The following is a 20,176-nucleotide window of genomic DNA, read 5'->3' on the forward strand; positions in this document are numbered from 1 at the left end:
CCTCCTTATTTGGCCACATAACGGTCGAGACGCCGTTCGATCACATGCTGTACGATTGACAGCAAGAAGCAGATGATCCAATAGATAAAGGCAGCTTCAATATAGATGACCAAGATTTGATCAAGGTTTTGCGCGCCGATTTCCTGCGCTTTTCTGAACAGCTCCGCGACGAGAATCTGTGACGCGAGAGATGTATCCTTGATCAGGCTGATAAATGTATTTGATAATGGCGGAATGGACACGCGAAACGCCTGCGGCAGGATCACGCGGAATAATGTCTTGCGATAGGTCATGCCGATCGTATAACCGGCTTCCCATTGCCCTTTCGGCACGGATGAAATAGATGCCCGGATGATTTCAGAAGCATAGGCGCCCACGTTTAATGAAAACGCGATGACTGCGCTTGGGAAAGGGTCCAGCGTAATATTAAATGTCGGGAACAGATAAAAAATGATGAACAATTGAACGAGAAGAGGAGTGCCGCGCACCGCTGATACGTATACGCTGAACACCCATCTCAATGGTTTCATATTTGACATTCTGGCGAGCGCCGTAATCAGCGCGATGATCATTCCGAAAATAAAGGAAAGAATGGTAAGGGGAATCGAGTAATAGATTCCCCCGGAAAGAATCGGCCAGAATGACTGCTGCACCAAATCCCACGGAATGGCTGTTGCAATCACGGGTTCCGGCATGTTACTTAGAAACATCTTCGCCGAACCATTTTTTCGCTATTTTAGAAAGAGTCCCGTCCTCTTTCATTTCTTTTAACGCTTTGTTGACGTGAGTCACAAGTTCGCCGCTTCCTTTTCGGAATGCGAAATATGTCTGCTGCGGCTGGCCTGCTTCAAACGCGATTTTCACGTTTTTATTGCCGGACGTTTTTAAGTAGTTCAGTACGGCAAGCTTATCGTTGTAAGTCAGATCAGCGCGGCCCTGCTGAATGAGCTGAAGGGATTGCGCCATGCCTTCAACGCCTTCAATTTTCGCGCCGGCTTCTTTCGCTAATTTATTGTAATTGCTTGTTAATGACTGAGCCGCTGTTTTTCCTTTGACATCAGCCTCTTTCGCAATCGTGCTGTCTTTTTTCGTCACGACGACTGCATTTGACGTTGTGTATTTATCAGAAAAATCATATTGGTTCTCACGGCCTGTTTTGCCGACTTGGTTGGCGACGACGTCAAACCGTTTCGCGTTTAAACCGGCAAACATGCTGTCCCATTGTGTTTCTTTAAAGTCAGCTTTCAGACCGAGGCGTTTCGCGACTTCTTGAATCACTTCAACATCATATCCGGTCAGTTTGTCAGTCTTTTTATCATGGAAGGTAAACGGTTCGTACGTTCCTTCTGTACCGACGGTCAGTACGCCTTTTTTCTTGACAGAAGCCCAAAGATCGCCGTCTTTTGACTTAGATCCGCCGTCCTGTGAGTTTCCGCAGGCTGCAAGCATTGCGATGCTGACCATCATGAACAAAGCGAATAATGCTTTTTTCATCTTCTTTATTCCCCACTTTTCTGAGTAGTTTTATTGAGAAAAAATAGCTCCCAATTGTAAAGGATAACTTTTTTTTAGTATGAGTCAAGTAATTGGTTTTCATAAGCGGGAATTCATCGTGTTCCGGATCAAAATAATTCCAAAAACTGTCTGACAGGCTTCGGCAGGTAGCTGTCTTTTCTCCAGATGACGGCCGGTGTCATGACAAACGGGTTGTCTTCGATGATAACCGTTTTGACATGCGAGCGCATATGGACGGGAATCATCGTCAAAGGCAGAATTGTGGCGCCGAATCCTGATGATACAAGGCTCAAGAGCGTCGCGGAGTCATGGCATTCACAAACAACCTGGAGGTCGAGACCGTACTGTTCACAAACTTGGAGGACTTGGTCATACACACCTCTTCCATTGACGGTGCGCAAAAGGATCAGAGGCAAAGAGGCGATGTCATTCAGTTTAATCGTTTCTCCGCACAGTCGTTTTGAATGCTCGGACAGCACCAATACACACGGAATGTCTTCAAGCTCCTTCGATTCAATGCCGTCGTTTTTAATCAAGGTGGTGGTGACGGCGGCGTCAATCTGCCGGGTTTCCAGAAGCTCGAGCAGTGAGACGGGTTCATCTTCCCAAATGTTAAAGGTGAGATGCGGAAACCGCTCTTTCATCTGTGACACTTTCTCAAGCATGAGCGCTGCGCAGTAAATGGTTGACCCGACGGCAAGTGTCCCGGCCACCTCCTCCTTCAGCTCTTGTACCTCGATTATAGCGTCCTCAAACTTATGAAGAATCTCTTTCGCTCTTTTCAAAAAGACGTTTCCTTCATATGTGAGGGTCATTTGTTTCTTTTTATTGCGGTCAAACAGAATGACGCCCAATTCTTCTTCGAGCTGTTTCAACTGTCGGCTCAAAGGCGGCTGTGCCATATGGAGCTTTTTGGCGGCCGTCGTGATTTTCTGCTCTTGGGCAATGGTGATGAAATAACGCAATTGCCGAATATCCATGAGAACGCTCGCTCCTTTCTTTTATACCTTTAAGGTATGATACATAGATTTAACGAATATTTTTCATATGGATATATCAGGAGTATGATGGATTTGACACCACATTTCAAGCGTAAAGGAGGGGTCAATATGAAGCTCGTCATCGGAATGACCGGGGCAACGGGAGCCATATTCGGGATCAGGCTTTTAGAATATTTAAAAGCCGCGGAGATCGAAACCCATCTTGTCGTGTCTCCTTGGGCAAATGTCACCATTACACATGAAACCGATTATACGTTAAAAGATGTCGAGAAACTCGCATCCTATACGTATTCTCACAAAGACCAGGCAGCGGCGATTTCAAGCGGTTCGTTTGAAACGGACGGGATGATCATCGCTCCGTGCAGCATGAAATCACTGGCAAGCATCCGCACCGGAATGGCTGACAATCTGCTGACAAGGGCGGCTGACGTCATCCTGAAGGAGCGGAAAAAACTTGTGCTGCTGACAAGAGAAACGCCGCTCAGCCAAATCCATTTAGAAAATATGCTAGCGCTTACAAAAATGGGTTCCGTCATTCTTCCGCCGATGCCGGCATTCTATAACAAGCCGGCTGACATGGATGAATTGATAGACCATATTGTGTTCCGGACGCTCGATCAGTTCGGCATCCGTCTGCCGGAAGCGAAACGGTGGTACGGAATTGAAAAACAAAAAGGAGGAATCTGATAATGGCCTATCAGGATTTTAGGGAATTTCTCGCCGCTCTTGAAAAAGAAGGGCAGCTCTTAACCGTCAACGAAGAGGTAAAACCGGAGCCGGACCTGGGCGCCGCCGCGCGTGCAGCCAGCAATCTCGGGGATAAAACCCCTGCGCTTTTGTTTAACAATATTTACGGACATCACGATGCGCAGGTGGCTCTGAATGTCATCGGCTCGTGGCCGAATCACGCGATGATGCTCGGCATGCCGAAAGATACGCCTGTTAAAGAACAATTCTTTGAGTTTGCCAAACGGTACGATGCATTTCCGGTGCCGGTCAAACGGGAAGAAACCGCGCCGTTTCATGAAAATGAAATAACGGAAGATATCAATCTATTTGACATCCTTCCGCTATTCAGAATCAACCAGGGGGACGGCGGCTACTATTTGGATAAAGCGTGCGTCATTTCCCGCGATCTTGAAGATCCGGACAATTTCGGCAAGCAGAATGTCGGTATTTACAGAATGCAGGTAAAGGGAAAAGACCGCCTCGGCATTCAGCCCGTGCCTCAGCATGATATTGCGATTCATCTTCGCCAAGCTGAAGAACGTGGCGTGAATCTTCCTGTTACGATCGCGCTCGGCTGTGAGCCGGTGATTACGACGGCTGCATCAACTCCGCTGTTATACGATCAATCCGAGTATGAAATGGCCGGCGCGATTCAAGGGGAGCCCTACAGAATCGTTAAATCTAAATTGTCTGATTTAGACATCCCTTGGGGCGCTGAAGTCGTTCTGGAAGGAGAGATCCTTGCGGGAGAACGGGAATACGAAGGACCTTTCGGTGAGTTCACGGGCCATTATTCAGGCGGCCGCAGCATGCCGGTGATCAAAATCAAACGGGTATATCATAGAAACAATCCGATTTTTGAACATTTATACTTAGGCATGCCGTGGACGGAGTGCGATTATATGATCGGCATTAATACGTGCGTGCCGCTTTACCAGCAGCTGAAGGAAGCCTATCCGAACGAAATCGTCGCCGTGAATGCGATGTATACGCACGGGCTGATCGCCATTATCTCCACGAAAACGCGCTACGGCGGATTTGCCAAGGCCGTCGGCATGCGCGCCCTGACGACGCCGCACGGACTCGGCTACTGCAAAATGGTCATTGTCGTGGATGAGGATGTCGATCCGTTTAACCTGCCGCAAGTCATGTGGGCGCTCTCAACGAAAATGCATCCGAAACACGATGCAGTCATCATTCCTGATCTGTCCGTCCTTCCGCTTGACCCGGGGTCTGATCCGGCAGGGATGACACACAAAATGATTCTTGACGCCACGACGCCTGTCGCGCCGGAAACAAGAGGCCATTATTCGCAGCCGCTTGATTCCCCGCTGACAACGAAAGAGTGGGAACAAAAACTGATGGACTTAATGAATCAATAAGAAAGGATGAGTTTACTATGAAAACATGCCCGCGCTGTGAATCGCAAAAAGGAGAAACCGTCAGCCAATCGCCGGTCAAAGGCGCTTGGGAAATATACCAATGCCAAACCTGCTTTTTTACATGGAGATCCTGTGAACCGGAAAGCATCACGAATCCGGCGGCATTCAACCCGGCATTTAAAATCGATCCGAAAGAAACAGAGACGGCCACACATGTTCCCGCTGTCCCGGAAAGAAAAGCGTAATGCTGACGGAGCACTTGCCGGAGGCGCTTTACACGCTTTTAGACGGAACGGAGCTTGAAAAAAAGCAGCACGACGCATTTGTGCTCCAATCCGTGACAAAAGAAGGCCGTCCGCACGCGGCCATGATCAGCGCCGGTGAAATCGCGGCCGTGAGCAGAACAAATCTCCGGCTCGCCTTATGGAAAAACACGACGACCGTAAAAAGCCTGCTGCATTCGGGACAAGCTCTTTTCATCGCCTGGCACGGAGGAGCCGCATATTACGTCACATTGGAATGTAAGGCGCTTCCGCCGCTGAAAGAGGCGAAACACGAGCGGGAACGGTTCAGCTGCCGCGTGATCACCGTCAAGGAAGATCGGGCGAAATACGCGGATCTGACATCAGGACCGGCCATCCAGCTCCACGAACCGGAAGATGTCCTGAAGAGATGGAGAGAAACACTTGAGGAGTTAAAACGATAGACGCACAAAAAAAGCCTGCGGACGATTCCGCAGGCTTCTCTTTTATTGTACGCCTTTCATCGCCCGTTTAATGACGGGAGACAGAAGAATTAAAATAATACCGAGAATGATCGAAACAAGCCCGATTGAGCCGAAGTAGGCCGCTTCAGAAATCTTATCAAACAAACCGACTACTTTTGCGTTCAGGGCTTGACCGCAGGCGTTTGTTAAAAACCACATACTCATCGTCTGCGCTGAGAAAGCTGCAGGCGCAAGTTTCGTTGTGACGGATAAACCGACCGGTGAAAGGCAAAGCTCACCAAGCACAACCAAAAGGAAGCTGAGCACAAGCCAAAGCGGGCTCACAAGCTCGCCGCTTCCGCCCATAACCGGAAGCACCATGACTAAAAATGATAATCCGGCAAGGATAATGCCGATCGCGAATTTAATCGGTGTTGAAGGCTGGCGTTTGCCGAGCTTCATCCAGATCCACGCGAACACCGGCGCGAAAATAACGATGAATAACGGGTTCAGAGACTGGAACCATGAAGACTCAAGATGCATGCCCGCAAAGGAAAGTCTCGTGCGCTGATCCGCATATAAAGCTAGAATCGTCGCGCCCTGCTCCTGAATCGCCCAGAACATTGCCGCTGCAATAAACAGCGGAACATAAGCCGCAAGCCGTGATTTTTCCGTTTTCGTCGCTTTTTTGCTTGTGAACATCACGATAAAGTAAATAACCGGAATGACAATGCCGAGGATACTGACGGTGTCAATCACACGCTGGATCGTCAGCCAGCCGGTTTGAATCAGAACAATAATAACGGCTGCTGCGATGACCACTCCGATTCCCGTGCCGATCACTGATGATTTAGAAATCGGATTCGGTACATTGGAGCCTGCTTTGCCGAGGTATTTCTTTCTCGTAAGAGCGAAAACAATCAGTCCGAGGAACATACCGGCCGCGGCGCATCCGAAGCCTAAGTGGTAGTTGTATTTCTGTCCGAGTGTTCCGACAATTAGCGGCGCAAGCAATCCGCCGAGGTTGATCCCCATGTAAAAGATGCTGAAACCTGAGTCGCGGCGCTCGTCTTCCTTCGTATATAAATCTCCGACAACGCTGGATACGTTTGGTTTAAGCAGGCCGGTTCCGATAATGATCAGAGCCATGCTGGTAAAAAACGCCGCCGTGCTGCCGGGGAAGGCAAGAGCGATGTGCCCGAACATAATTAAAATTCCGCCGTAAAATACGGTGTTTGCCGTGCCGAATACCCGGTCGGCCAGCCATCCGCCGATGACGCTCGACATATATACGAGAGATCCGTATATGGACATGATGGCAACTGCGGTCGTTTTATCAAAGCCGAGACCGCCATGAGCGACTTCCGTGTATAAATAGTAAAGCAATATGGCTCTCATACCATAGTAGGAGAAACGCTCCCAAAATTCGGTAAAAAACAGTGTGAACAAGCCGCGGGGATGACCGAAAAAGCCTCGTTGCGGCACAGTTTCTGTTATAGATTCCTTATCAATAGATGCCACCTGAGCCAACCCTTTCTTAAAAAAGTGTATTACAAAAATCATATTCTTATATAATACTTGTGTCAATATAATTTATACTGAATTCAAAAAATTCCAGAATGAAAAGATATTAAAACGGTGAATATAGACGAATTTTCCTGATTCCAATGACTTATTTTGTTATATTATCTGACTAAACTATCTTTATAAACTTTTTTAATAAAATTTAAAGTATGTACAGGCGGAGCGGGATATGGCGGAATAAGATGACAATAAGAGAGGAAGGAGGAGATTATCACTTGCCGAATCGTATATTGGATATTACGGATTGCGGTGTGGCGGCAGACGGAAAAACCGATGTGACGGGCGCCATCAACCAATGCTTGGCCAGAGCCGTCAGCGAAGGCTGTCATACGGTGTTTTTTCCGCCCGGAACGTATAAAATCAACGGCACGCTTGGCGGGGACAAAAGCCAGCCGTTTCGGAACGCCGGGATTAACGTGCCGAGCCATCTCACCATCGTTTTAGATCCGGAATGCACGATTAAAGTGGCGCCGAACAGCTCCTGGGGCTACTCGGCTTTCTATATAGGCAGGCGTGAAAATGTCACCATCACCGGCGGCCGGATCATCGGGGAACGGGATGAACACACGTATACCAATGTCCCTTTGCGGTCGACCCATGAATGGGGGTTTGGAATCTGTATTGAAGGCAGCAGCAATGTGCTGATCGAAAATGTGAAGATTTCAGATTTTACGGGAGACGGTATAATTGTCAGCCCGCTCGGGTTAAAAACAAACAGTGATTACGAAACTTCAGAACAGGTGACCATCCGCCGCTGTGAGATCAGGCAGTCAAGGCGGAACAACATTTCAATCACCGGCTGCAATACCGTTACGGTGGAAGAATGCGTGATTGAAGACGCCGGGCAAGGGAACGGAACGGCTCCGAAATTCGGAATCGATATTGAATCGTACGGAGAAGGCGATATTGATTATGAAGAAGCTCTTCATATTACGATCCGCAACAACTTCTTTTCCGGAAACGCCGCAAGCTCAGTCACCAATTTTAACGGATATAATGTGTTAATTGAAGGAAATCATTCCGATAACACAATCAGCTACGGGTATGGGGCGCATACCGTCATTACGGGGAATGTCTTCTTTCGGTCAGACGGCGGCTCAAGGACCGCAGTCGCCGGACAAGGTGTGTCACAAGGACAGGACAGCAGCAGTGCCGTCATTTCCAACAATCTGATTACCGGGTTTTCCACCGGAATAGATGTAAGGGGAAAAAGCGTCCTCGTCACCCACAACAAAATTAATCAATTTGAAAATACGGGCATTTCCGTCTATCAGGCAGAAGATGTGACCGTTGACGGCAATGTCATTGAAAACGGACGTTCCGAAACGAGACGAAGCACGGGGATGCGGGCGACGCTTTCGGAGAACGCCGTCTTTACGAATAACACTCTGAATCAGGTGACAGACGGAATCAGCATGTCGGCCGGCAGTATCATTGTAAAACAAAATGTGCTGAAATCGTTCAGCCGGGGCATATGGGTCACAGGCGGAAATGCCGTTATTGAAGGAAATACGCTCCTTCCGAATGCGTATCAGGGCGCCGCGGAGTCCTATGCCGTATCTGTGACAAATGACGCCGGGGCTGTCATCAAAGGCAATCTCTTTAAGAACTATAAAAACTATCCCGTATTCAGTTCAACATCCTCGGGAACCTCTGTCATCAGCAACCGCTTTGAATCATCACCGCTTATCGTTACCGTGTATCTGAACTCAGGCACGCATGAAGTCATAGACAATACGCTCACGATCAACCGAACAGCGGGCAGCCCGATCGGCATCTATCTGAACGGAGCCTCCAATTCCCTCGTTTCGGGCAATACCATCAACAACCTATCCGCCGCTTCTGCTTCCGCCATCCAAACCAGCTCCTCCGCAAGTACTAAAATCATCGGCAACCGCATTATCAAAGGCGTCATTGTGAAGCACGCGACAGATACGGAAAGCGGAAATATCGTCATCTGAGAACAATCTGCGCCGGAAAAATAAAAAGAACACATGAACTCCGAGAGAAGGAGGAATGTGTTCTTTTTTGACACAATACAGCCTTGCGCCTGTCAGGCATCTTTTTTACCTGATTTATATAAAGCGATCATTTCTCTGATTAAAAAGAGGGCGAATAAAAACAGCATCAGCCATTCTGAGAAGGTGGTCAATTTAAAAGCGGACAGGTTGTTTTGAACCGCTCCATAGAAACTGAAACCTTGCAGCATATCCACCGTTACTGAAATGATCAGACAGGCAGTCAGCAAAAAGAATGAAACCCCTAATATTTTCATGCGCATCACTCTCCCTTTTTATCCTTTTCGATTACGCAGAACTTATACAGACTTTCCGCCGTGCATAATCTTTTGCCGTACAGGAAGAATATGAAAAAAACGAGGAAAGGTTTTTTGCGATATGCCGCCATTTTTTAAGCAGAGGAAACAAAAAAAAGCCGATCAAAACGACCGTGACAATGAAGGCAGAAAAGAAGCGGACAGCCAGCCGGACAAAGAGCGGGATGAGCCGATCTCCCTCAGCTTAAAGCAAAATATGAAGAAGCTGTCTGAGAGGTTCGGCAACAGTGCCGATGTCGTCATCCGCCGGCTGAAAATCGGAAAAGAAGAGCTTCCGGCCGCAATCGTGTATATCGCCGGTTTGGTAGACGAACAGCTTGTCAGCCAATCCCTTCTGGAGGATTTAATCGACATCCCGTCCGTTCAGCCGGAACAAGCGGTCTGCCTGATATACGATAAAACGCTTGCGATCGGCGGGGTGAAAGAGGAAGAAAAATGGAAAAGCCTTTATGCCGGGCTGGTGGCGGGCAGCACGCTCATTTTTGTCGACGGGGCTGACAAGGCGCTGATCGCCAGCACGGAAGGGGGAGAGCACCGGTCCATTCAAGAGCCGAGCACTCAGGTCTCTTTCCGCGGCCCGCGCCAGGGATTCACTGAATCTCTGCAAACCAATATTTCCATGATCCGCAGGTATGTAAAAACGCCTGATGTGTGGGTTGAAAAAATGGAGATCGGACACGAAACGAATACGGATGTCGCGCTGATGTATATTAACGGAATTTGCGATAAAAAGCTGATTAAGGAAGTCCGCAAGCGGCTGAAGCACATTGACATCGACAGCATTCTGGAATCCGGCTACATTGAACAGCTCATTGAAGACGCGCCGTTTTCTGTGTTCCCCACCGTATATCATACGGAGCGGCCGGACGTCGTGGCGGGGAATCTGCTGGAAGGACGATTTGCGATTATCGTGGACGGAACGCCGTTCGTTCTCATCGCGCCGGCCTTATTTATTCAATTTTTTCAATCCGTTGAGGATTATTATTCACGATTTGATATCGCCACAAGCATCAGGGTGCTGCGGGTTTTGATTTTCTTCATTTCACTGGTGGCGCCGGGGATTTATGTGGCGGCGACGACCTTTCACCAGGAAATGATTCCGACGCAGCTGCTGATTGTCATCGCGGCTCAGCGGGAGACGGTGCCGTTCCCGGCCGTGATTGAAGCGCTGACGATGGAAGTGGCTTTTGAGATTCTCAGGGAGGCGGGTGTCCGGCTTCCGAGAGTTGTCGGCTCCGCCGTTTCCATAGTCGGAGCGCTTGTCATCGGCCAGGCCGCCGTACAGGCCGGCATCGTCTCCCCGGCCATGGTTATCGTCGTCGCGCTGACGGCGATTGCCAGCTTTGCGACCCCGGCTTTTGACATGGCGATATCCGCGCGGCTGATCCGGTTTCTCTTTATTCTGTCAGCGGCGGTCATGGGATTTTACGGGCTGATTCTGGGCATTATCATGATGTTCGTCCATCTGTGCGGCCTGCGTTCATTCGGTTTTCCGTATATGTCCCCGCTCGCTCCTTTGACCCCGGGCGGGCTGAAGGATTCCATCCTCCGCGCTCCGTTATGGGCAGATGAAAAAAGGCCGGAACTGCTCGTGCAGGAAAACAACAGGCGCCAAGGGGAACATCAAAGACCGAAACCGGAGACATCCAGAGGAATGGTTAATAAAGATGTAGAAGAGGGCGACGGTAATGAAAAGACGTAAATGGATACTTATCCTTTGTACGATGGTTTCCCTTATGTTTGTATCCGGATGCTGGGATAAAAGGGAGCTGACTGATTTGGCTGTGATCTCCGCCATCGGTATTGACCGGACCGAAACGGGAAAATACGTCCTTCACTTGCAAATTATCAATCCGGGAAACGTGGCCGGCGGTCTGCAGGGCGGCGGAGCGGGAGACCGGCCTCCGGTTTCCGTCTATTCGGTGTCCGGAGACAATATGACGGAAGCTTTGAGAAAAGGCTCGATGAAAGTGTCCAGAAGGCTCTATTTTGCGCATACGAATCTCGTGGTGTTCAGTGAAAAGCTGGCGAAAGAGGAAGGGCTCAGTTTTATTCTGGACAATCTTGACCGCGACACCGAATTCAGGACGACCGCAACCGCGGTGATCGCGCATAATTGCAAGGCTGAAGACATTATTAAAGTGCTGACGCCGATTGATAAAATCCCTTCCAATAAAGTGAACAAGACGCTCAGCTTCACGCAGGAACAATACGGCAGAGTCATTAAAACCAGCCTTCAGGACGTTCTGATTGATCTCGCTTCTCCGGCCGGGTCGCCGTTTATTCCGGGTTATGAAATGCACGGAGACGATAAAGCCGGTCCTACGATGGAAAATACGCAGACGACTGAACCGAAAGCAGTGCTGTCAGCGGACGGACTGGCGGTGTTCAAAAAGGATGGGAGGCTGGATTACTGGATTGAGGATGACGACAGTGTGGGGGCTGTATGGCTGCTCAATAGGATCAAGCATACGTTCATCAATGCGGATTGGAAGAATGTGAAGCACGCAATCAGTCTGCAGGTCACCCGCCAGAATACAAAGGTGACGGCCACTTTTCCGAACGGAAAACCGCATATTCACGTGCATGCTCAGGTCGAGGGGCTGGTGGACGCTGTCAGATACCCTTTCCATCTGTCTGATCCGCAAGTGCTGATGACGATGCAAAAGGCGCTCAGCGTGCAGCTTGACAAAGATATCACCAAATCAATTGAAGATATAAAAGCCCGTAAGAATGACTTCGTCGGCTTCGGAGACCTGATCTATCGGAAGCATCCGGACAAATGGAAAAAGTTCAAAGGGAAGTGGGATGAAGAATATTTCCCCAATCTCCCCGTAGATGTCAAAACGGAAGTCATTATCAGAAGAACGGGCTTGCGGAATAATCCTCTCTCAGACAAGCTTGAGCATGATTGATTTGAGGAGAAAGGAGCGAAGCGTATGGAAAATGCGAAAATCGGCACGCGTCAGCTGTTTATTATGATCATTTTGTTTGAATTGGGCAGTTCGTTATTGATCCCGCCAGGCACGATGGCCGGGCGGGATGCATGGCTGTCCGTGCTTCTCGGGTGCGTTATCGGTCTCGGACTTTTCTACGTTTATCAGGCGCTGTATCAATTTTTTCCTGAGTCTTCTCCGAGAGATTACATGAACGAACTGATCGGCAGACATCTGAGCTGGGCGGTCTCGCTTCTTTATATTCTCTATTTTTCTTATATCGCGGCCCGCGTATTGCGGGATTTTGGCGAAATGCTTGTCACCTTCGCCTACCAGGACACGCCGCTTTTAATTGTGAATGCCATGCTGATGATCGCCGCGATATTTGCGGTCAGAAAGGGTATTGAAGTGATAGCGAGAGCCGGCGAGCTGCTGTTTGGCATTATGTATTTTCTGACAGCCGTCGGGCTGATCCTCATTATCAGCTCAGGCACGATAAACCTCAGATTTCTCCAGCCCGTTTTAGCGGAGGGTGCAGGAACGGTCATTTATTCCGTGTTTAAACAGACGATGTTCATCCCGTTCGGTGAATTAATCGTGTTTGTCATGATTTTCCCTTATTTAAAAGATCGGAAAAAGGTGAAGAAAACCGGATTTCTGGCGATTATCATCAGCGGGCTGTTTTTGGCGATGTCAGTGGCGATTAATATTTGTGTGCTGGACGTCAACTTAATGCTCCGCTCTCAATTTCCGCTGCTGAGCACCATACAGACGATTAAAGTAGAAGAGTTTTTAGACCGGCTGGATGTCTTTTTCATGCTCGTGCTCGTCATCGGCGGTTTTTTCAAAGTCAGCCTTTTTACATATGCGGTTGTCGTGGGTGTGTCCACGCTGTTTAAAGAAAAAAATCCGTCTCAGCTGGCCTTTCCGGTCGGATTGGGGGTGCTGATTCTCTCCATCAGCATCGCAAGCAATTTTTCGGAACACATGAATGAAGGCTTAAACATTGTGCCGATCTATATTCATCTTCCGTTTCAAGTGCTGTTCCCCGTTTTGCTGCTTATCATTGCCGTTATTAAGAAAAAGGTCAAAGGGAGCGTCTATACAGTTTCGAAGAAATAACCCGGCCGATGCGCCGGGTTATTTTTAAAATCATGATTTTTGTCTTAATGCATTGACAAACTTGCCTGACAATTGTACATTTTGATTTATTCTTATAAAATTACTAGGAAATATAGGTTTAGTAGTGTTAATATTTTCCGAACCGTATTTCAGAATAGAAGGAGATCCATCATGACAAAGAAAAAAGAAATCAAACTCGGTGTGTTTCTCGCGGGCACCGGCCATCATGTCGCTTCTTGGAGACATCCTCAGGCACCGGCGGACGCGAGCATGAATTTGGATTATTTCAAAGAACTGGCGAAAACAGCTGAGCGGGGGAAATTGGACATGCTGTTTTTGGCGGACAGTTTATCAATAGACGGCAAATCACATCCGAATGTGCTGACGCGCTTTGAGCCGTTTACGCTGCTGTCGGCGCTCGCTCAGGTCACATCCCGCATCGGTCTGACGGCGACCGCGTCTACCACATACAGCGAACCGTTCCATATCGCGAGACAATTTGCATCGCTTGATCATCTTTCCAACGGCCGCGCGGGCTGGAATGTCGTCACATCTTCGATTGAATCGACCGCGCTTAATTTCAGCGGCGAAAAGCATCTTGAGCACCATCTCAGATATCAGCGCGCGGAAGAATTCGTTGAAGTCGTCAAAGGATTATGGGATTCGTGGGAGGAAGACGCCTTTATCCGTGACAAAGAATCAGGAGCATTTTTCGATAAAGACAAAATGCATGAATTGAACCATAAAGGAACATATTTCTCCGTGAGAGGGCCGTTAAATGTCGCCCGCACACCTCAAGGGCGCCCGGTCATTATTCAGGCCGGATCATCAGGAGACGGAAAAGCGCTGGCCGCCAAAACGGCGGAGGTCATTTTCACCGCGCAAAATCATTTGGAGTCCGCGCAGGAATTCTATCAATCTATTAAAGAACAAGCGGCTTCTTTCGGCCGTGATCCTGAAAAAATCGCGATCATGCCGGGGATCTTTCCCGTTATCGCCGATACCGAGGAAGAAGCGCAGGCAAAATATGAAGAGCTCCAAGATCTCATCATTCCGTCTGTCGGCCTGAACATTCTGCAAAACTATCTGGGCGGCGTCGACCTTTCCGCCTGCCCGCTTGACGGCCCGCTGCCTGAATTGGATGCGGATGCGTCGAATGCCGTTAAAAGCCGGTTCAAGCTCGTTCAGGAGATGGCCAAACGCGATAACATGACCATCCGCGAGCTGTACAAATATGTGGCGGGTTCAAGAGGCCATCATATCTTTGTCGGAACGCCTGAACAGCTTGCCGATAAGATGGAAGAATGGGTCGGAAAACAAGCTTGTGACGGCTTCAACATCATGCCGCCGCTTTTGCCTGAAGGTCTCACTCTTTTTGTAGACAAAGTGATTCCGATTTTACAAGAACGGGGCGTGTTCAGAAAAGAGTATGAAGGAACGACGCTCAGAGAACATTTCGGACTGGAAAAACCGGCAAACCGATATGCCGACTAAAGGAGGGCTCATCATGTCAAGACAATACCGGCTCGCAACGGAGGCAGACGCTGATGAGCTGCTTTCACTGACACTGCGGGCGTATGAACCGATCCGCAAGCTCGGCATCAATTTTGCCGCTGCCACGGCGGATAAAGAACTCGTATTAACTAACATACAGAAAAACGCCTGTTACGTTTTGGAGGAAGACGGACGGATTCTGGCGACGATTTCTCTGCGGATGCCGTGGGGGCCGAATCCCGGGCCGTACGGTGTCCCTCATATTTGGTGGTTCGCCGTCGATCCTGAAACCGGAAAAAAAGGGACGGGCTCAGACATGCTGGAGTGGCTGGAGAACACAGTGCTCCGCGATACATTAAAAGCGCCTTTCGTGTCACTGGGCACAGCGGACAAGCATCCGTGGCTGATCGGCATGTACGAGCGGAAAGGCTACGTCCGCGCAGGCGAAAAGGATTTAGGAAAAGGCCACATCACCATCTATTTAAAAAAACAATTGCAGGATTAACATTTTAATAGGAAAAGGCGGGATTTCAATGAAGAAGAAAACATGGGCTTTGCTGCTGTCTGCCGCGCTTTTGGCGGTCTTAACAGCATGCGGAAACGGAAAAGAAAGCGAAGGCGGCGATAACGTGCTGCATGTCGGCGCCACGGGACAAAGCTATCCGTTCGCATATAAAGAAAACGGCAAACTGACAGGCTTTGACGTGGATGTCATGGAAGCCGTAGCGAAAAAAATCAACATGAAACTGGACTGGAAGCTGCTTGAGTTCAGCGGACTGATGGGCGAGCTCCAGACCGGCAAACTCGACACCATTTCAAACCAGGTCGCTGTCACGGACGAACGCAAGAAAACGTATAACTTCACAGAACCGTATTCGTATGCGGGCACTCAAATCGTCGTCAAAAACGATAACAAAGACATCAAATCAGTCAATGATCTGAAAGGAAAAACAGTGGCGGCCGTTCTGGGCTCAAACCACGCGAAAAACCTTGAGAGCAAGGACCCGGATAAAAAAATCAACATAAAAACATATGAAACACAAGAAGGCACGCTGAAAGACGTGGCTTACGGACGGGTTGACGCCTATGTAAACAGCCGCAGCGTCCTGATCGCCCAGATCAAAAAGACCGGTCTGCCTCTGAAATTAGCAGGAGACCCGATTGTCTATGAAAAAGTCGCTTTCCCGTTTGCGAAAGATGCGGCTCACGATAAAATCCGCAAAAAAGTAAACAAAGCCATTGAAGACCTGCGGAAAGACGGCACGCTGAAAAAGCTGTCTGAAAAGTACTTTAACGAAGATATCACAAAGGAAGCAAAGCAATAAGAAACGGCGGTGAAAATCGAGAATGAACAGCATTGATTGGGGATTTATGTTTTCAGCTTTTCCCGCGTTAATCGAAGCCTTGCCGATCACATTACTAATGGCCGTCGCGGCCATGGTATTTGCCGTGATCGGCGGCCTTATATTAGCGCTTATCACAAAAAATCGTATTCCTGTGCTTCACCAGCTGTCAAAGGTGTATATTTCATTTTTCCGGGGCGTGCCGACGCTCGTGCAGCTTTTCTTAATTTATTACGGCCTGCCTCAGCTCTTTCCCGGGATGAGCAAGATGACGGCGTTAACTGCGGCGATTATCGGGCTAAGCCTGAAGAATGCCGCCTACCTGGCTGAAATATTCCGCGCGGCGCTCAACTCAGTCGATGAGGGGCAGCTTGAAGCCTGTCTGTCTGTCGGAATGACAAAATCCCAGGCGTACAGACGGATCATTTTCCCGCAAGCCGTCAGAAACGCGCTTCCCGCGACGGGAAATACGTTTATCGGCCTGTTAAAAGAAACATCGCTCGCTTTTACATTAGGTGTGATGGAGATGTTCGCCCAAGGAAAAATGTACGCATCAGGCAACCTCAAATATTTTGAGACGTATTTAGCCGTCGCGGTCATGTACTGGATTCTTACGATTATTTACAGTGTGCTGCAGGATCTGCTCGAACGGGCGATCAGCAAGCCTTATCGCACATAGGAGGAGGCTCAGGATGATACAAGTCAGACATATTCGAAAAGCATTTAAAGACCTTACCGTACTTGACGGGATCGATCTTGAGATCAAAAGCGGCGAAGTCACGGCCATCATCGGCCCGTCAGGCTCGGGAAAATCAACGCTCCTCCGCTGTCTGAATCTGCTGGAGCGCCCGGATGACGGCATCATTGAAATCGGCGATGCAAAGCTGAATGCAGCGTCCTATTCGCGCAAAGACGTACACAAGCTTCGCCAGCAGACGGCGATGGTGTTTCAGAATTACAACCTGTTCAAAAACAAAACCGCCCTGCAAAATGTGACAGAGGCGCTGATCACCGCGCAAAAGAAACCGAAAAAAGAAGCGGAACAGATCGGTATGGACCTGCTGCGGCAAGTCGGTTTAGAACACAAAGCGGACAGCTACCCAATTACGATGTCAGGCGGGCAGCAGCAGCGGATCGGGATTGCGAGAGCCTTGGCCGTTGATCCTCACGCGATTTTACTGGATGAACCGACTTCAGCCCTTGACCCTGAGCTTGTAGCCGGGGTGCTCCAAGTCATCAAATCAATTGCCGAAAAACAGACAACCATGATCATCGTCACGCATGAGATGGCTTTTGCGCGTGAAGTAGCCGACAAAGTTATTTTTATGGCGGACGGACGCATCATCGAACAGGGAACGCCGGAGGAGCTGTTTGACAATCCGCAGAACGAACGGACGAAAAAATTCATTAAGCAAGTGGGAGAGCCTGCCGAACTTGTCTAAGAAGGGAAGAAGAAGAAATGGCAAATGAAACGTATGAATCATTAAACAAACGTTTAATCAATATCCGCCGCGACCTTCATGAACACCCTGAGCTGTCAGGCGAGGAATTCGAAACGACGAATAAAATCCGCCGCTGGCTGGAGGAAGAAGGAATCACGGTTCTTGATGTGCCGAAACTGCAAACCGGAGTGATCGCTGAAATCAAAGGAGATAAAAGCGGCCCCGTCATCGCCGTCAGAGCGGACATCGACGCACTGCCGATCGAAGAGAAAACAAACCTTCCGTTTGCTTCGCGCAACAGCGGCGTGATGCACGCATGCGGCCATGATTTCCATACGGCATCTATCCTCGGCACGGCTTTCTTATTAAATGAGAGAAAGCATGAGCTGAAAGGAACGGTGCGGTTTATTTTTCAGCCCGCGGAAGAAATCGCCGCCGGAGCAAGACAGGTCATTGAAGCCGGCGCGCTTGACGGTGTATCGGCGATATTCGGCATGCATAACAAACCTGACCTCCCCGTCGGCACGGTCGGTCTGAAAGAAGGCCCGCTTATGGCGAGTGTCGACCGCTTTGAAATCACCGTGAAAGGAAAAGGCGGCCACGCCGGAATCCCCGACAACAGCATTGACCCGATTCAGGCGGCAGGGCAGATCATCGGCGGCCTGCAATCGATTGTCAGCAGAAACATCAGCTCGCTTCACAATGCCGTCGTCAGCATCACAAGAGTTCAGGGGGGCAGTTCTTGGAATGTCATTCCGGACCATGTTGAAATGGAAGGAACCGTCCGGACGTTTCAAAAAGAAGCGCGGGACGCTGTTCCGAAACATATGAAGCGGGTTGCTGAAGGAATCGCGGCCGGATTCGGGGCAGAGGCTGACTTCCGCTGGTTTCCTTACCTGCCGTCAGTGATGAACGACGCCCGATTCATACAGGCGGCGGAACAAACTGCTGAAAGCCTCGGACTTCAAACCGTTCGGGCAGAACAGTCGCCCGGCGGCGAAGACTTCGCGTTATATCAAGAAAAAATCCCCGGCTTCTTCGTCTGGATGGGAACAAACGGAACAGAAGAATGGCACCATCCAGCCTTTACACTCGACGAAAAAGCGCTTCCGAAAGCGGCTGAGTTTTTCGCCCGGCTTGCCGTCAATGTATTGGAGCAGACGGAATGAATACGGAAAATCTGACGGCCGGACTTGCTCAGGCCGTCATGTCGTCTGTGCCGGAAACATCCGCCGAAGCGATGAAAGAAGCGCGCAAAGGACTGCTTGATTTTACAGCGGCTGCTTTTGCGGGGAGACGGGATACAGGAGTTGAAAAGCTGGTAAAACTGGCCGAAGAAGAAGGCGGGATGCCGATAGCGCCGCTTATCGGCAGAAATCAAAAAACCACGCCGTCCCAATCCGCGCTCATTAACGGCTTCATCGCACATGCGCTTGATTTTGACGATGTTCATTCTGATGTAAGAGGACATCCGAGCGCGGTCATCCTCCCGGCTTTGATTGCAGCCGCATCAGCCGGCCGGATAGACAAGAGCCGTTTTCTCGGTGCTTATGTGACGGGAATCGAAGTGATGGCGCGGCTCGGCGAGTCAGCTGGAAGGGATCATTACGAGAAAGGCTGGCACAATACAGGAACGTTAGGTGCCATTGCGGCCGCATGCGCCGTCGGATTCGCAGAGAATCTGAATCAAACCCAATTACAGAAAGCAATCGGGTTTGCGGCTGCCCGTTCCGGAGGCATGAGAGTGCAATTCGGGACAGAAATGAAGCCGCTCCACGCCGGCCTGGCCGCTCAAGCCGGCGTGTTCGCCGTAAAGCTTGCAAAGGCCGGTTTCGGCGGCTCAGCTCATGCGCTCGACGGGGAGAAAGGTTTTTTCGGACTGTACGGCGATCTTGAACGGGCAGAAACCCTGCTTGTAAACGGGTGGGGAAACCCTTGGCGGATCGTGAGTCCGGGACTTTGGTTTAAGGTTTATCCGTTTTGCTCGGCGGCCCATCATGCGGCGGACGCCATTCTCAAGCTGAAGGCCGAACATGGTCTCACTTTCGGCCAAACGGAACGGATTGACGTGATTTATCCGCCGGGCGGGGACGCCGCATTGACAGAACGGCGTCCGAAAACAGGCGAAGCGGGTCGGTTCAGCGTAGAATATGTGATCACCTTAGCTTTGCACGGTAAGGATTTTTCAGTTGAACATTTCACATCCGAGCCGATTCCGCAATCCCTTCAAAAAGGATTTGAGCGGATTCACCGCAGCTGCGATGACCAAATTCAGCCGGCTGACAACGCCGTTCCGAAGGGCCGTTTTACAATTGTACGGGTCACGGTTTCCGGCGGTCATGTCTATGAAGCACGTATCGACTGTCCGAGGGGAGCGCCGGGAAACGGTCTTTCTGAAAAAGACATTGAAGACAAGCTCCGGCTCGCTTTGCCGGGAGAAGAGAAAAAGGCGGAAGAATTGATCAAAGCAGCCGGACAATCAAATATTGACCGTTATTTACAGCTGATATAAATAAAAAGAGCGAGGGGATGCAGCCCTGGCTCTTTTTACGTTCACTTCTATTGAATAGGGGGATATAGGGTGCGC

The 20,176-nt window shown here is 49.6% G+C and carries 20 protein-coding genes; 15 read left to right on the forward strand and 5 right to left on the reverse strand.

The window, feature by feature from the left end:
* Nucleotides 1-5: 5 nt before the first annotated feature.
* The 3 genes from HAP68_RS01660 to HAP68_RS01670 all read right to left on the reverse strand — a co-directional run bounded on the left by HAP68_RS01660 (nt 6) and on the right by HAP68_RS01670 (nt 2,495).
* Nucleotides 6-710: an amino acid ABC transporter permease gene (locus tag HAP68_RS01660; protein ID WP_003156375.1), complete on the reverse strand. Its 705-nt coding sequence runs from the start codon at nt 708-710 to the stop codon at nt 6-8.
* Nucleotides 697-1,494 carry a cystine ABC transporter substrate-binding lipoprotein TcyA gene (gene tcyA, locus HAP68_RS01665; RefSeq protein WP_024084878.1) on the reverse strand — a complete coding sequence of 266 codons (798 nt, stop codon included), beginning with the start codon at nt 1,492-1,494 and terminating at the stop codon, nt 697-699. Before tcyA ends, HAP68_RS01660 begins: the two co-directional genes overlap by 14 nt.
* 128 nt (nt 1,495-1,622) lie before the next feature.
* Nucleotides 1,623-2,495: a transcriptional regulator BsdA gene (locus HAP68_RS01670; RefSeq protein WP_003156371.1), complete on the reverse strand. Its 873-nt coding sequence runs from the start codon at nt 2,493-2,495 to the stop codon at nt 1,623-1,625.
* A 93-nt stretch (nt 2,496-2,588) separates the two neighbouring features.
* On the opposite strand from HAP68_RS01670, the gene HAP68_RS01675 reads away from it, so the two are divergent.
* The 4 genes from HAP68_RS01675 to HAP68_RS01690 are packed head-to-tail and all read left to right on the forward strand — an operon-like array spanning nt 2,589 to nt 5,333.
* Complete coding sequence (locus HAP68_RS01675) at nt 2,589-3,203, forward strand: non-oxidative hydroxyarylic acid decarboxylases subunit B (RefSeq protein WP_088005476.1); 615 nt, start codon at nt 2,589-2,591, stop codon at nt 3,201-3,203.
* 2 nt (nt 3,204-3,205) lie between these two features.
* Nucleotides 3,206-4,627, forward strand: a complete 1,422-nt coding sequence (gene bsdC / locus HAP68_RS01680) for a phenolic acid decarboxylase BsdC (RefSeq protein ID WP_003156369.1) — start codon at nt 3,206-3,208, stop codon at nt 4,625-4,627.
* Between the two features lie 17 nt (nt 4,628-4,644).
* The gene (locus HAP68_RS01685) at nt 4,645-4,872 is read left to right on the forward strand and encodes a non-oxidative hydroxyarylic acid decarboxylases subunit D (RefSeq protein WP_003156368.1); all 228 of its coding nucleotides are present in this window, start codon (nt 4,645-4,647) and stop codon (nt 4,870-4,872) included.
* Nucleotides 4,872-5,333 carry a hypothetical protein gene (locus HAP68_RS01690; protein ID WP_014304330.1) on the forward strand — a complete coding sequence of 154 codons (462 nt, stop codon included), beginning with the start codon at nt 4,872-4,874 and terminating at the stop codon, nt 5,331-5,333. The genes HAP68_RS01685 and HAP68_RS01690 overlap by 1 nt, the downstream gene beginning before the upstream one ends.
* Nucleotides 5,334-5,375: 42 nt before the next feature.
* Here HAP68_RS01690 and HAP68_RS01695 read toward each other — a convergent pair whose 3' ends face one another.
* Complete coding sequence (locus tag HAP68_RS01695) at nt 5,376-6,854, reverse strand: peptide MFS transporter (RefSeq protein ID WP_003156366.1); 1,479 nt, start codon at nt 6,852-6,854, stop codon at nt 5,376-5,378.
* Between the two features lie 278 nt (nt 6,855-7,132).
* Between HAP68_RS01695 and HAP68_RS01700 the strand changes: the two genes are divergently transcribed.
* Entirely contained in the window at nt 7,133-8,878 is a 1,746-nt protein-coding gene (locus HAP68_RS01700) for a right-handed parallel beta-helix repeat-containing protein (protein ID WP_024084880.1), read from the forward strand.
* Between the two features lie 92 nt (nt 8,879-8,970).
* On the opposite strand, the gene HAP68_RS01705 is transcribed toward HAP68_RS01700, so the two are convergent.
* Complete coding sequence (locus HAP68_RS01705; protein ID WP_003156362.1) at nt 8,971-9,192, reverse strand: YczF family membrane protein; 222 nt, start codon at nt 9,190-9,192, stop codon at nt 8,971-8,973.
* Nucleotides 9,193-9,313: 121 nt separating this feature from the next.
* On the opposite strand from HAP68_RS01705, the gene gerKA reads away from it, so the two are divergent.
* The 10 genes from gerKA (at nt 9,314) to HAP68_RS01755 (ending at nt 20,101) form a co-directional block, all read left to right on the forward strand.
* Nucleotides 9,314-10,954 carry a spore germination protein GerKA gene (gene gerKA / locus HAP68_RS01710; RefSeq protein ID WP_003156360.1) on the forward strand — a complete coding sequence of 547 codons (1,641 nt, stop codon included), beginning with the start codon at nt 9,314-9,316 and terminating at the stop codon, nt 10,952-10,954.
* Entirely contained in the window at nt 10,941-12,167 is a 1,227-nt protein-coding gene (locus tag HAP68_RS01715) for a Ger(x)C family spore germination protein (RefSeq protein WP_003156359.1), read from the forward strand. The genes gerKA and HAP68_RS01715 overlap by 14 nt, the downstream gene beginning before the upstream one ends.
* A 24-nt stretch (nt 12,168-12,191) precedes the next feature.
* Nucleotides 12,192-13,310, forward strand: coding sequence for a GerAB/ArcD/ProY family transporter (locus HAP68_RS01720; RefSeq protein WP_024084881.1), 1,119 nt, complete (start codon nt 12,192-12,194; stop codon nt 13,308-13,310).
* A gap of 168 nt (nt 13,311-13,478) precedes the next feature.
* Nucleotides 13,479-14,804: an LLM class flavin-dependent oxidoreductase gene (locus HAP68_RS01725; RefSeq protein ID WP_029326230.1), complete on the forward strand. Its 1,326-nt coding sequence runs from the start codon at nt 13,479-13,481 to the stop codon at nt 14,802-14,804.
* Nucleotides 14,805-14,817: 13 nt separating this feature from the next.
* A complete protein-coding gene (locus tag HAP68_RS01730) occupies nt 14,818-15,309 on the forward strand; it encodes a GNAT family N-acetyltransferase (RefSeq protein WP_015388710.1) in 492 nt (163 codons plus the stop codon).
* A gap of 28 nt (nt 15,310-15,337) precedes the next feature.
* Nucleotides 15,338-16,129 (forward strand): amino acid ABC transporter substrate-binding protein, encoded by a 792-nt coding sequence (locus tag HAP68_RS01735; protein WP_024084882.1) that lies wholly within the window; start codon nt 15,338-15,340, stop codon nt 16,127-16,129.
* A gap of 22 nt (nt 16,130-16,151) precedes the next feature.
* Nucleotides 16,152-16,826, forward strand: coding sequence for an amino acid ABC transporter permease (locus HAP68_RS01740; RefSeq protein ID WP_003156350.1), 675 nt, complete (start codon nt 16,152-16,154; stop codon nt 16,824-16,826).
* Nucleotides 16,827-16,839: 13 nt separating this feature from the next.
* On the forward strand, nt 16,840-17,589 hold the full coding sequence (locus HAP68_RS01745) for an amino acid ABC transporter ATP-binding protein (protein ID WP_003156349.1): 750 nt from the start codon (nt 16,840-16,842) through the stop codon (nt 17,587-17,589).
* Nucleotides 17,590-17,606: 17 nt separating this feature from the next.
* Nucleotides 17,607-18,758, forward strand: coding sequence for a M20 peptidase aminoacylase family protein (locus HAP68_RS01750; protein WP_024084883.1), 1,152 nt, complete (start codon nt 17,607-17,609; stop codon nt 18,756-18,758).
* Nucleotides 18,755-20,101, forward strand: a complete 1,347-nt coding sequence (locus HAP68_RS01755; RefSeq protein ID WP_014304336.1) for an MmgE/PrpD family protein — start codon at nt 18,755-18,757, stop codon at nt 20,099-20,101. The genes HAP68_RS01750 and HAP68_RS01755 overlap by 4 nt, the downstream gene beginning before the upstream one ends.
* Nucleotides 20,102-20,176: the final 75 nt, after the last annotated feature.

Origin of the sequence: Bacillus sp. Bvel1, assembly GCF_014872755.1 — a bacterium.
Lineage (GTDB): Bacteria > Bacillota > Bacilli > Bacillales > Bacillaceae > Bacillus > Bacillus velezensis.

What these genes read in the sequence shown, in the direction of transcription:
- HAP68_RS01660 (WP_003156375.1), bottom strand. Translation starts at nt 710, where the DNA reads ATGTTTCTAAGTAACATGCCGGAACCCGTGATTGCAACAGCCATTCCG.
- tcyA (WP_024084878.1), bottom strand. Translation starts at nt 1,494, where the DNA reads ATGAAAAAAGCATTATTCGCTTTGTTCATGATGGTCAGCATCGCAATG.
- HAP68_RS01670 (WP_003156371.1), bottom strand. Translation starts at nt 2,495, where the DNA reads ATGGATATTCGGCAATTGCGTTATTTCATCACCATTGCCCAAGAGCAG.
- bsdC (WP_003156369.1), top strand. Translation starts at nt 3,206, where the DNA reads ATGGCCTATCAGGATTTTAGGGAATTTCTCGCCGCTCTTGAAAAAGAA.
- HAP68_RS01685 (WP_003156368.1), top strand. Translation starts at nt 4,645, where the DNA reads ATGAAAACATGCCCGCGCTGTGAATCGCAAAAAGGAGAAACCGTCAGC.
- HAP68_RS01690 (WP_014304330.1), top strand. Translation starts at nt 4,872, where the DNA reads ATGCTGACGGAGCACTTGCCGGAGGCGCTTTACACGCTTTTAGACGGA.
- HAP68_RS01705 (WP_003156362.1), bottom strand. Translation starts at nt 9,192, where the DNA reads ATGAAAATATTAGGGGTTTCATTCTTTTTGCTGACTGCCTGTCTGATC.
- gerKA (WP_003156360.1), top strand. Translation starts at nt 9,314, where the DNA reads ATGCCGCCATTTTTTAAGCAGAGGAAACAAAAAAAAGCCGATCAAAAC.
- HAP68_RS01715 (WP_003156359.1), top strand. Translation starts at nt 10,941, where the DNA reads ATGAAAAGACGTAAATGGATACTTATCCTTTGTACGATGGTTTCCCTT.
- HAP68_RS01720 (WP_024084881.1), top strand. Translation starts at nt 12,192, where the DNA reads ATGGAAAATGCGAAAATCGGCACGCGTCAGCTGTTTATTATGATCATT.
- HAP68_RS01730 (WP_015388710.1), top strand. Translation starts at nt 14,818, where the DNA reads ATGTCAAGACAATACCGGCTCGCAACGGAGGCAGACGCTGATGAGCTG.
- HAP68_RS01735 (WP_024084882.1), top strand. Translation starts at nt 15,338, where the DNA reads ATGAAGAAGAAAACATGGGCTTTGCTGCTGTCTGCCGCGCTTTTGGCG.
- HAP68_RS01740 (WP_003156350.1), top strand. Translation starts at nt 16,152, where the DNA reads ATGAACAGCATTGATTGGGGATTTATGTTTTCAGCTTTTCCCGCGTTA.
- HAP68_RS01745 (WP_003156349.1), top strand. Translation starts at nt 16,840, where the DNA reads ATGATACAAGTCAGACATATTCGAAAAGCATTTAAAGACCTTACCGTA.
- HAP68_RS01750 (WP_024084883.1), top strand. Translation starts at nt 17,607, where the DNA reads ATGGCAAATGAAACGTATGAATCATTAAACAAACGTTTAATCAATATC.
- HAP68_RS01755 (WP_014304336.1), top strand. Translation starts at nt 18,755, where the DNA reads ATGAATACGGAAAATCTGACGGCCGGACTTGCTCAGGCCGTCATGTCG.